We start from the raw sequence: 11767 nt of genomic DNA on the forward strand, positions 1-11767 counted from the left end.
AAAGTATTATGTCTGAAAACTCCACCTTTTCTCCCGTCCTCACCGGCCGGGAACGTACGGCTGTCCCTGCAAAATCTCTGAGCTTCGTCGAAGGGGTATCGATGATTGTCGGTACCAATATTGGCGCGGGTGTCCTCTCTATCGCCTATGCGTCAAGCAAAGCGGGCTTTTTACCACTGCTGTTCTGGCTGGTGCTGGTGGGTAGTCTGACCACGGTGACCATGCTCTATGTCGCGGAATCCACGCTCCGCACGCGTAAACATCTGCAGCTCAGTGGATTATCGAAGCGCTACGTCGGCGGCTTCGGCGCGCTAATGATGTTCCTCTCCGTCTGCGTCAACAGCGTCGGGGCATTGACGGCTTATATGACCGGCAGCGGCAAGCTGCTGCACTCGCTGTTTGGCATCTCGCCAGCGCTGGGCAGCGTGCTGTTTTTCGTCCCGGCGGCAGGGGTGCTCTATCTGGGGCTGAAGGCGATCGGCCGCGGCGAGAAATTTATCAGCATCGGCATGGTGGTGATGATCTCGGTGCTGGTGATTGCCACGCTGCTGAAAGAGACCACCCGCGTGGGCTATCTGCTCGACGGCAACTGGCTGTATATGGTTCCGGTCTTCAACGTCGTGGCGTTCTGCTTCTCGGCACAGTATATCGTCCCGGAAATGGCGCGGGGCTTCGCCGACAAACCGGAAAAATTGCCTAAAGCCATTATGGTCGGCATGGCGCTGACCTTTACCCTGCTGGCGCTGGTGCCGCTGTCGGTGATCTCGCTTAACGGCCTGGAGAATATTTCGGATGTGGCCACCATCTCCTGGGGCAGGGCGCTTGGCGAATGGGCCTTCTTCTCCGCCAACCTGTTTGCGCTGTGCGCGATGTTGACCTCCTACTGGGGACTGGGCGGCAGCTTCCTGACCAATATCTTCGATCAGTTCCGCCTGGGGAATGACGAACAGCCCGCCCGTCGCCTGATGGTGCTGCTGGTGGTGGCGATCCCGCCGTTCGCGCTGGCCTACAGCGGCATGGTCTCCTTCGTCAACGCGCTCTATTTTGCCGGGGTGTTCAGCGGCGTTATTTTATCGATTATGCCGATCCTGATGCTCAAGGGCGCCCGCCAGCGTGGCGACCTGACGCCGGGCTGGACCTGTCCGGCCTGGATGACCCATCCGCTTATCCAATGCTTCATTGTGTTGTTGTATCTTTGCAGCGCCGTCTACGCGATAGCGTCCGCGGTAGGCTACCTGCCCGCTGGCTGGTAATTAGGGCCTGTTTTGCACCGCGTCCGGTTCATGCTGGCGCGGTTTTTTTATTTGTCACTTATCTGTTACATAGCCCGCAATTTAGTCGTTTCAAATTCCTCAGAATGACGGTATGTTTAGCATAGTGTGCTGCAAAAGCGCGAGCAGCCCCCGGTAGATTAGCTATCATATGCTTTTCCTATCGATATAAACAAAATAATGCGCTAACAAACAACATCACAACAAATGCAAAAACCATAATAATGGGGAGCCTCAGGATGAATATGAAGGGTAAAGCGTTACTGGCAGGATGTATTGCCTTAGTTATGAGCAGCGCGGCGCTGGCGGAAGATATCAAAATCGCGGTAGTCGGGGCGATGTCCGGCCCGGTGGCCCAGTACGGCGATCAGGAATTTACCGGCGCCGAGCAGGCGGTAGCGGATATCAATGCTAAGGGCGGCATTAAGGGCAATAAGCTGCAGATCGTAAAATATGATGACGCTTGCGACCCGAAACAGGCGGTAGCGGTCGCCAACAAAGTGGTCAACGACGGGATCAAATACGTTATCGGCCACCTGTGCTCCTCTTCCACTCAGCCGGCGTCTGATATCTATGAAGACGAAGGCATTCTGATGATCACCCCGGCAGCAACCGCGCCGGAGCTGACCGCGCGCGGCTATAAGCTGATCCTGCGCACCACCGGACTGGACTCCGACCAGGGACCAACCGCGGCGAAATACATTCTCGACAAAGTGAAGCCGCAGCGTATCGCAGTGGTGCATGACAAACAGCAGTATGGCGAAGGTTTGGCCCGTGCGGTGCAGGATGGCCTGAAAAAAGGCGGGGCGAACGTGGTCTTCTTCGACGGGATCACCGCCGGTGAGAAAGACTTCTCCACGCTGGTAGCGCGCCTGAAGAAAGAGAATATCGACTTCGTCTATTATGGCGGCTATCACCCGGAAATGGGCCAGATCCTGCGTCAGGCCCGCGCTGCCGGTCTGAAAACCCAGTTTATGGGCCCGGAAGGCGTAGCGAACGTCTCCCTGTCTAACATCGCCGGCGAGTCGGCGGAAGGTTTGCTGGTGACCAAGCCGAAGAACTACGACCAGGTGCCGGCGAACAAACCGATTGTGGATGCGATCAAGGCGAAAAAACAGGATCCGAGCGGCGCCTTCGTCTGGACCACCTACGCGGCGCTGCAGTCGCTGCAGGCGGGCCTGAATCAGTCTGACGATCCGGCGGAAATCGCTAAATACCTGAAAGGCGCGACGGTAGACACCGTGATGGGCCCGCTGTCGTGGGATCAGAAAGGCGACCTGAAAGGGTTCGAGTTCGGGGTCTTTACCTGGCATGCTAATGGTACGGCGACCGACGCCAAATAATTTAACCGGCGCCTTTCACGCTGCAAATGCGTTGTCTGCGGCCCTCAACCCCGGTCACTTACTGATGTAAGCTCCCGGGGATTTCGGGTCTTGACGCCTTTTTGCAACGCGAAATGCTGGGTTAAATGGGTGGGGGCCTTTCACGCTGCAAATGCGTTGTCTGCGGCCCTCAACCCCGGTCACTTACTGATGTAAGCTCCCGGGGATTTCGGGTCTTGACGCCTTTTTGCAACGCGAAATGCTGGGTTAAATGGGTGGGGGCCTTTCACACTGCAAATGCGTTGTCTGCGGCCCTCAACCCCGGTCACTTACTGATGTAAGCTCCCGGGGATATCGGGTCTTGACGCCTTTTTGCTACGCGAAATGCTGGGTTAAATGGGTGGGGCGCCTTTCACGCCCCAGATGTGTTGGCCGGATAAATGCTATCCGGCCTTCTCTTACCAGCCACCGCCGCCACCACCACCGGAACCGCCGCCTGACGATCCGCCACCGGAAGAGCCGGAACCGCTATAGCCCGACCCTGACGAGTCACCCTCTGAACGCTGCACCGGCTTCTCGCCGGCGGCGGAATGACAGCTCTGGTAGAAATGATGCATATCCTGCCAGTCTGCCTGCGCTAACACTTCCGACATCGCGCCGGTGCTGCTTAAATATCGGGAAAAAGTGTTCGCCAGGGTCTTTCCTACGCCGAGCGCCAGAGCGACCGGCAGCAGGCTTTCAAAGTGAGCGACCATCTGGTCAGGTGGATAAAGTGTCTGATAACGCTTCTCTTCGGCGGTTTTAATATACAGCTTCAAGCCCTTGGCGACGGCCAGATCGTTTAACCCCTTCTGCGTATAGCGAGGTGTTTTCCAGGCGACGAACGCGCACAGTGCGATGGCGGTTAACAAGGCGCCAGGATAGCCGGCAGGAAGTTGGGTGAGGGGTAGCATGCCAAGCAGGAAAACACCGCCCGCCACGGTGGCGAAAGGGCTAAATACCAGCGCCATCAGGATCATCACTGGTCCCAAACTACGCAGGGTTTTCATCGGATTGCGTAAAAACCTCAGGCACAAATACGTCATCACCCCGCCGACCGATACAAACAGCAGACAGGGAACGGTGAGCGCCGCCGCCGCCGGGCTAAATCCGATGCCGCAAACGATCGGGATCAGCAGAGCAATATAAATACAATGACGCAGCGGTTTACCCCATGTCCGGCACAGCTGCGATTTCTGCTCTTCACAACATTTTTCCAGCCATCTGCGCGCGTTTTGCATCAACGTTTGATGCGGCGTACTGAGATTGATGTTCTTACGTTTAGCGCTTAAAAGCAGGCTCATCAACTGCTTTTCATTGGGGTTCAGCGGCTTATGTTTTTCGTCTGGCTGACGGGAAAGCCACTGCTCATCAACAGGGGATGAAGACCACGCGCCTTTGGTTTGGCTTTTTTTACTCGTTAATCTGATTGCTCGTTTGGCAACCAGTCCCAGCAAATCGCTACTGAATGCCACATCATCATACTTACGTTGCGTAATAAAGCGCAGATAGCCTGGCGACATCGCGGCGGGCAGCGAAAATAGCGGCGTCACCGGCGGCATTTTTAACCCCGCCGCGATGACGTTTTTGCGCCACCACAGCCAGTAGTAGCCAACAAGCAGTAGCAGGGGAAGCCAGATAATACTGGTGGCCAGCGTCGGCACCAGTAAATGGACCAACGGCCAGACCGCTTCGGGCGCGGCGGCGCCTGCCAGAATATCTCGAGGCCAGGTATAGACCACGGTTAGCCCTTCGCCGGTGGCAAGGGGGCGGGAAGTTTGTATGCTGCCATCAGGCAGGATGATCGCATGGTGGTCTTTCGCCCCCTGACGACCAGTGTAAACATCAATGGTGCGCAACCTTGCATCTCTGCCATCCGCATTCAGCTGCCCGGCGGCGTCAGGCAGTACAAGCTGGAAACGGGCTTTCCCGATTGGCCAGCTCCAGTCGTTGCCCGTCACGTTCCAGTACAGCTCATCCCAGTCATGGAAGCGGCTGAAATGGTTGCTAACCTGATAGCGAATTTCATAGTTATAAATACCTGGCTTCAGGGTGCGATCGGCGCTGCCAATGCGCACGGTCAGCGCTTTTGTCGTGCGATCGAGGCTGTAGGGTTCAGGGAGTCCATTGCGTGAGACCGATTTGATGACGTAATCAACGCTAAAAATTTTGCCGTCCTGCCGGTGCCAGGAGAGAGGTAGCGTGCGGAAAATGCCTCGACGAATCTCCTTTCCGAGGGACAGCACGGTGATATTTTCCCGCATCTCCATGCTGCCGTTTGGCTGAAAACGCGCCAGGGAATCGAAAAAGAGAATATGTTCATACGCGGGAACCCGGCGGACATTGGCCGGGAGTGGCGACGCCTCGGTGATAGCGTTATCGTCGCTGACGGCTAAGCCAGAGATGCTCAACAGCAGCAGCAACAGGCCAATACTGCGCAGTATCCGCATGGACCAGGTGGACATAGGTCACTCCATCCGCGGCAATTTGGCTTCTTCAGGGGACTCCAGTTCAAAGAACAGTTCCGCCCTGAAGCTAAACAGGCGGGCCAGCAGCAGGCTGGGGAAAGACTCCACCAGAATATTAAACTCACGGACCGTGGCGTTGAAGTAACGGCGGGCCATTTGCAGCTGTTCTTCTATTTCGCCAAGGGATTGCTGCAGCGAGAGGAAATTTTCGCTGGCTTTGAGTTCCGGATAGGCTTCCGCCAGGGCGAAGATACGACTCAACGTTCCGGCATATTGCTGCTCGCTGTCGGCCACCTGTCGGGGATTGCCGATCAGGACGCTGCGCTGGCGGCCGATCTCTTCCAGCAGCTCTTTTTCGTGCTGCGCATAGCGTTTGACCAGACTGAACAGATTGGGCGCCAGATCGTGACGGCGCTTGAGCTGGACGGCAATGCCACTCCAGGCTTCATCTTTGAAACGGCGTAGAGAGATAAAACGGTTATAGGTGAAGATCGCCCAGATAAGGATCACGGCGACAATAGCCAGCCCGATATACATTTCCATATGTTTATTCCATGTTGACTGCTGATGATCGCGTTGCGCTGAATACTTTCTGCGCAATTTTACGCGTCAGCGAATCTTACCGCACGTGAAACGCCAGGAGAAACTGTGCTTGCAGATTAAATTCTGAAATATCACGCGAGCCTTTGTCCTGGCGGATATCTGACAGGACAATCCGCAGTTTCACGTTCGGGGCACCATGGCATTATCGTCGCAGTATGAAATAAACAAGCCCAGCCGTTCACCCGCGGCTGGGCTTTATTCCGTTGCCGGGAGGCAACAAACAAGCGCTGTGTTACCTGACGAACGCTTTTCTTAATGCTTTTCCCAACCGGTCTGCTGGGCGCTAAAGCCGAGCGCCTGCATAAAGGCCGCCATCACGCCGCGGTCCTCCACCCCTTGGTCGGCGACGCGCCAGCTTTTGATGGCCGGGTTATCACGCAACGTCTCTTCCACTAAATATTGCCCGACGCCGCGGCGGCGGGTCACTTCACGCACGCACAGATCGCTGAGCTCACCTTCGACGCCGCGCAGGGTAACGCGCACGGCGCCCAGCAGGCGCTCGTTAAAGCGGGCGGCGTAGAGACGATGGTTTTCATCAAGGGTCAGCGTCGACAGATCCTGCGACGGCCAGATTTTCCCCAGATCAATGCGATCCTGATCGCTGAAGTGCTGTAAACGGATAATGGTCAGTTTCATGGGCGGCAAGTCCAGTGCAAAACAGAGGCGCCAGTGTACCCAAAATTGCTGTCTGGCGGAGCGCTGTTTTTTGCGCATACATCAGGGGATTCGTTTTCCTGGCGTTGTTGGGGTAGCGCAATCCGTCATGGATCGAAAAATAAGCAGAATTTTAACCTAATGTGCAGCGTTTTATTCCGCCTTATGTATCGTTATTTTATGCTGCCGCATGGACTTTTTTTTGTTTATCTTCAGCAAAATACAGAATATTATCTTTGCTTAATCGACTGAAAAATAGAGATTTTAATCTGTTTTTTAGTGAAAAGCTGCGCTAAACCATTAAACTCAATGGTAAAAATGGCGTTGTTTAATAAAAGCACAGAATGCTTTTTAACCATAAAAATACAAAACATTTACACCACATCACGAACGGGGTTCTGCAGCATGAAAAGGAACGCGAAAACCATCGTCGCGGGCATTGTCGCATTAGCGATGTCGCACGCGGCGATGGCCAAGGATATTAAGGTCGCCGTGGTCGGCGCGATGTCGGGCCCAGTGGCCCAGTGGGGCGACATGGAGTTCAATGGCGCGCGTCAGGCGATTAAAGACATCAACGCCAGCGGCGGCATTAAGGGCGACAAGCTGGTGGCCGTCGAATACGACGACGCCTGCGATCCGAAGCAAGCGGTCGCGGTAGCCAACAAAATCGTCAACGACGGTATTCAGTACGTTATCGGCCACCTGTGCTCCTCTTCCACCCAGCCGGCTTCCGATATCTATGAGGATGAAGGCATCCTGATGATCTCCCCGGGAGCGACCAACCCGGAGCTGACCCAGCGCGGCTATCAGTACATCATGCGTACCGCCGGCCTCGACTCCTCGCAGGGGCCGACCGCGGCGAAATATATCGTCGAGAAAGTGAAACCGCAGCGTATCGCCATCATTCATGACAAGCAGCAGTACGGCGAAGGGCTGGCGCGTTCGGTGCAGGACAACCTGAAAAAAGCCGGCGCCAACATCGTCTTCTTTGACGGCATCACCGCGGGGGAAAAAGATTTCTCCGCCCTGCTGGCGCGCCTGAAGAAAGAGAACATCGACTTCGTCTACTACGGCGGCTACTACCCGGAAATGGGCCAGATGCTGCGCCAGGCGCGCTCCGTCGGGCTGAAAACCGTGTTTATGGGGCCGGAAGGGGTCGGCAACGCCTCGCTGTCCAATATCGCGGGCGCCGCGGCGGAAGGGATGCTGGTGACAATGCCAAAACGCTACGATCAGGACCCTGCCAACAGCACCATCGTCAACGCGCTGAAAGCGGAGAAGAAAGATCCGAGCGGGCCGTATGTCTGGATCACTTACGCCGCGGTTCAGTCGCTGGCGCAGGCGATGGACAGAACCGGCAGCCAGCAGCCGCTGGATTTAATCAAAGATTTGAAAGCGCACGGGGCGAAAACCGTGATTGGGCCGCTGACCTGGGATGAAAAAGGCGATCTGAAGGGATTTGAGTTTGGTGTCTTCCAGTGGCACGCCGACGGCTCTTCGAGCGCGGCGAAATAAGCGCTGAAGATGAGTTATCCCTCCGCCCGCGAACCGCGGGCGGTTTGAAAAAGGTTACCTTATGTCCGAGCAGTTTCTCTATTTTCTGCAGCAGATGTTTAACGGCGTCACGCTGGGCAGTACCTATGCGCTGATCGCCATCGGCTATACGATGGTGTACGGCATTATCGGCATGATCAACTTCGCCCACGGCGAGGTCTATATGATTGGCAGCTATGTCTCCTTCATGATCATCGCCGCGCTGATGATGATGGGCATCGACACCAGCTGGCTGCTGGTCGCCGCCGGCTTCGTGGGCGCCATTGTGATTGCCAGCGCCTACGGCTGGAGCATTGAGCGCGTGGCCTATCGGCCGGTGCGTAACTCCAAACGTCTTATTGCGCTGATCTCCGCTATCGGGATGTCTATCTTCCTGCAGAACTACGTCAGCCTGACCCAGGGCTCCCGCGACGTGGCGCTGCCGAGCTTGTTTAACGGCCAGTGGGTTGTCGGCCACAGCGACAGCTTCTCCGCGACGATCACCACCATGCAACTGGTGATCTGGGTGGTGACTTTTATCGCCATGTTGGCCCTGACGCTGTTCATTCGCTACTCGCGGATGGGGCGCGCCTGCCGCGCCTGTGCCGAAGACCTGAAAATGGCCAGCCTGCTCGGGATTAACACCGACCGCGTTATCGCCCTGACCTTTGTCATCGGCGCAGCGATGGCGGCGGTGGCCGGCGTGCTGCTGGGGCAGTTCTACGGCGTGATTAACCCCTACATCGGCTTTATGGCCGGGATGAAGGCCTTCACCGCCGCCGTGCTCGGCGGTATCGGCAGTATTCCGGGCGCGATGATCGGCGGCCTGATCCTGGGTATTGCCGAAGCGCTCTCTTCTGCCTATCTCAGCACTGAATATAAGGACGTGGTTTCCTTCGCGCTGCTGATTCTGGTGCTGTTAGTAATGCCGACCGGCATTCTGGGCCGCCCGGAGGTGGAAAAAGTATGAAACCGATGCAAATTGCAATGGCGCTGCTCTCTGCTGCGATGTTCTTCATTCTGGCGGGCGTCTTTATGGGCGTGCAGCTGGAGCTGAACGGCACCAAACTGGTGGTGGATACCGCCGCCGATATTCGCTGGCAGTGGATCTTCATCGGCACCGCGGTGGTCTTTTTCTTCCAGCTGCTGCGGCCGCTGTTCCAGAAAGCGGTTAAGAACGTCTCCGGGCCGAAGTTTATTATGCCGGCGATTGACGGCTCAACGGTGAAGCAGAAGCTGTTCCTGATCGCCCTGCTGGTCATTGCCGTGGCCTGGCCGTTTATGGTGTCGCGCGGCACGGTGGATATCGCCACCCTGACGATGATCTATATCATCCTCGGCCTCGGGCTGAACGTGGTGGTCGGGCTTTCCGGCCTGCTGGTGCTGGGCTACGGCGGGTTCTACGCCATCGGCGCCTACACTTTCGCGCTGCTGAACCACTATTACGGTCTTGGTTTCTGGACCTGTCTGCCGCTGGCCGGCCTGGTCTCCGCGGCGGCTGGCTTCCTGCTCGGTTTCCCGGTACTGCGTCTGCGCGGCGACTACCTGGCGATCGTGACCTTAGGCTTCGGCGAGATCGTGCGTATTCTGCTGCTCAACAATACCGAAATCACCGGCGGGCCGAACGGCATCAGCCAGATCCCGAAACCGACCTTCTTTGGCCTCGAATTTAGCCGTAGCGCCCGCGAAGGCGGCTGGGATACCTTCAGCAACTTCTTCGGCGTCAAATACGATCCCTCCGACCGGGTGATTTTCCTCTACCTGGTGGCGCTGCTGCTGGTGGTGCTGAGCCTGTTCGTTATCAACCGCCTGCTGCGGATGCCGCTGGGGCGGGCGTGGGAAGCGCTGCGTGAAGATGAAATCGCCTGTCGTTCGCTGGGCCTGAGCCCGACGCGCATTAAGCTGACCGCCTTTACCATCAGCGCCGCGTTTGCCGGATTTGCCGGGACGCTGTTCGCCGCGCGCCAGGGTTTCGTCAGTCCGGAATCCTTTACCTTCGCCGAGTCCGCCTTCGTACTGGCGATCGTGGTGCTGGGCGGGATGGGCTCGCAGTTCGCGGTGATCCTGGCGGCTATTCTGCTGGTGGTGTCGCGTGAGCTGATGCGTGACTTTAACGAATACAGCATGTTAATGCTCGGCGGCCTGATGGTGCTGATGATGATCTGGCGTCCGCAGGGGCTTCTGCCAATGACGCGCGTGCAGTTGAAGCTGAAAAACGGTCAGGCGAAAGGAGAGCAGGCATGAGTCAGCCATTATTATCCGTCAGCGGCCTGATGATGCGTTTCGGCGGTCTGCTGGCCGTCAACAATGTGTCGCTGGAGCTCAGAGAGCGCGAGATCGTCTCGCTGATCGGCCCCAACGGCGCCGGGAAGACCACGGTCTTTAACTGCCTGACCGGTTTCTATAAGCCTACCGGCGGCACCATTCTGCTGCGCGACCAGCATCTGGAAGGGCTGCCGGGCCAGCAGATTGCCCGGATGGGCGTGGTGCGGACCTTCCAGCACGTGCGTCTGTTCCGCGAAATGACGGTGATTGAAAACCTGCTGGTGGCGCAACATCAGCAGCTGAAAACCGGACTCTTCTCCGGTCTGCTGAAAACGCCGGCCTTCCGTCGGGCGCAGAGCGAAGCGCTGGATCGCGCGGCCACCTGGCTGGAGCGTATCGGCCTGCTGGAGCACGCTAACCGCCAGGCCAGCAACCTGGCCTATGGCGACCAGCGCCGGCTGGAGATTGCCCGCTGCATGGTGACCCAGCCGGAAATTCTGATGCTCGATGAACCCGCGGCGGGGCTGAACCCGAAAGAGACCAAAGAGCTGGACGAGCTTATCGCCGAGCTGCGTAACCATCACAACACCACCATCCTGCTTATCGAACACGATATGAAGCTGGTGATGGGCATTTCCGATCGTATCTACGTCGTGAACCAGGGGACACCGCTGGCCAACGGGACGCCGGAAGAGATTCGTAATAACCCGGACGTGATCCGCGCATACCTTGGTGAGGCATAAGATGGAAAACGCGATGTTAACTTTTGACAACGTCAGTGCCCACTACGGCAAGATTCAGGCGCTGCACAACGTCAGCCTGCATATCAAACAGGGCGAAATTGTGACGCTTATCGGCGCCAACGGCGCGGGGAAAACCACCCTGCTCGGCACGCTGTGCGGCGATCCGCGCGCCTCCAGCGGGCGCATTGTCTTTGACGGTAAGGATATTACCGACTGGCAGACGGCGAAGATCATGCGCGAGGCGGTGGCGATCGTCCCGGAAGGGCGGCGCGTCTTTTCGCGTATGACGGTGGAAGAGAACCTGGCGATGGGCGGTTTCTTTGCCGACCGCGATCAGTTCCAGACCCGCATCAAATGGGTGTATGAGCTGTTTCCGCGTCTGCACGAGCGCCGTATCCAGCGCGCCGGCACCATGTCCGGCGGCGAACAGCAGATGCTGGCGATCGGCCGCGCCCTGATGAGCCAGCCGCGTCTGCTGCTGCTGGATGAACCGTCATTAGGGCTGGCGCCGATCATTATTCAGCAGATCTTCGATACCATTGAGCAACTGCGCGAGCAGGGGATGACTATCTTCCTCGTCGAGCAGAACGCCAACCAGGCGCTGAAGCTGGCCGACCGCGGCTACGTGCTGGAGAACGGTCACGTGGTGCTGGAGGATACCGGCGACGCGCTGCTGGCCAACGAGGCGGTGCGTAGCGCCTATCTCGGCGGTTAATTCATCGCAACCCGGCGTCGTTCAGTTCGCCGGTTTGTAGCCCGGGCGAGGCGCTTGCGCCGACCCCGGGAGCCGATCGCACAACTATTATCCGTGTCTCAGCTCCCACTTTACTTCCCCCGTCCTTTCATCGGCTTGTCATCTCTCTGACCCG

General features: G+C 57.3%; 10 protein-coding genes. 7 read left to right on the top strand and 3 right to left on the bottom strand.

Annotated elements, in window-relative coordinates:
* The first annotated feature begins 8 nt into the window (after positions 1–8).
* Positions 9–1253 (top strand): aromatic amino acid transport family protein, encoded by a 1245-nt coding sequence (locus KHQ24_RS01170; protein ID WP_017899980.1) that lies wholly within the window; start codon positions 9–11, stop codon positions 1251–1253.
* Between the two features lie 257 nt (positions 1254–1510).
* A complete protein-coding gene (gene livJ, locus KHQ24_RS01175; RefSeq protein WP_002920812.1) occupies positions 1511–2614 on the top strand; it encodes a branched chain amino acid ABC transporter substrate-binding protein LivJ in 1104 nt (367 codons plus the stop codon).
* Positions 2615–3051: 437 nt separating this feature from the next.
* Here the strand turns inward: livJ and KHQ24_RS01180 are convergent, their stop codons facing one another.
* From KHQ24_RS01180 to panM, 3 genes are all read right to left on the bottom strand, one after another.
* A complete protein-coding gene (locus KHQ24_RS01180; RefSeq protein WP_211777094.1) occupies positions 3052–5097 on the bottom strand; it encodes a DUF2207 domain-containing protein in 2046 nt (681 codons plus the stop codon).
* Between the two features lie 3 nt (positions 5098–5100).
* Positions 5101–5643, bottom strand: a complete 543-nt coding sequence (locus KHQ24_RS01185; RefSeq protein ID WP_043522571.1) for a LemA family protein — start codon at positions 5641–5643, stop codon at positions 5101–5103.
* Between the two features lie 312 nt (positions 5644–5955).
* Positions 5956–6339 carry an aspartate 1-decarboxylase autocleavage activator PanM gene (gene panM / locus KHQ24_RS01190; RefSeq protein ID WP_048295678.1) on the bottom strand — a complete coding sequence of 128 codons (384 nt, stop codon included), beginning with the start codon at positions 6337–6339 and terminating at the stop codon, positions 5956–5958.
* Between the two features lie 423 nt (positions 6340–6762).
* Between panM and livK the strand changes: the two genes are divergently transcribed.
* The 5 genes from livK to livF all read left to right on the top strand — a co-directional run bounded on the left by livK (position 6763) and on the right by livF (position 11613).
* Positions 6763–7872 (top strand): high-affinity branched-chain amino acid ABC transporter substrate-binding protein LivK, encoded by a 1110-nt coding sequence (gene livK / locus KHQ24_RS01195; protein WP_032456690.1) that lies wholly within the window; start codon positions 6763–6765, stop codon positions 7870–7872.
* 61 nt (positions 7873–7933) lie between these two features.
* The gene (gene livH, locus KHQ24_RS01200) at positions 7934–8860 is read left to right on the top strand and encodes a high-affinity branched-chain amino acid ABC transporter permease LivH (RefSeq protein WP_002920807.1); all 927 of its coding nucleotides are present in this window, start codon (positions 7934–7936) and stop codon (positions 8858–8860) included.
* A complete protein-coding gene (livM, locus tag KHQ24_RS01205; protein WP_004202111.1) occupies positions 8857–10134 on the top strand; it encodes a branched chain amino acid ABC transporter permease LivM in 1278 nt (425 codons plus the stop codon). Before livH ends, livM begins: the two co-directional genes overlap by 4 nt.
* Positions 10131–10898 (top strand): high-affinity branched-chain amino acid ABC transporter ATP-binding protein LivG, encoded by a 768-nt coding sequence (livG, locus tag KHQ24_RS01210; protein ID WP_002920803.1) that lies wholly within the window; start codon positions 10131–10133, stop codon positions 10896–10898. The genes livM and livG overlap by 4 nt, the downstream gene beginning before the upstream one ends.
* 1 nt (position 10899) lies before the next feature.
* Positions 10900–11613 carry a high-affinity branched-chain amino acid ABC transporter ATP-binding protein LivF gene (livF, locus tag KHQ24_RS01215; protein ID WP_004145133.1) on the top strand — a complete coding sequence of 238 codons (714 nt, stop codon included), beginning with the start codon at positions 10900–10902 and terminating at the stop codon, positions 11611–11613.
* The last annotated feature ends 154 nt before the right edge of the window (positions 11614–11767 follow it).

Origin of the sequence: Klebsiella sp. 54, assembly GCF_018223875.1 — a bacterium.
GTDB classification, from domain to species: domain Bacteria; phylum Pseudomonadota; class Gammaproteobacteria; order Enterobacterales; family Enterobacteriaceae; genus Klebsiella; species Klebsiella quasipneumoniae.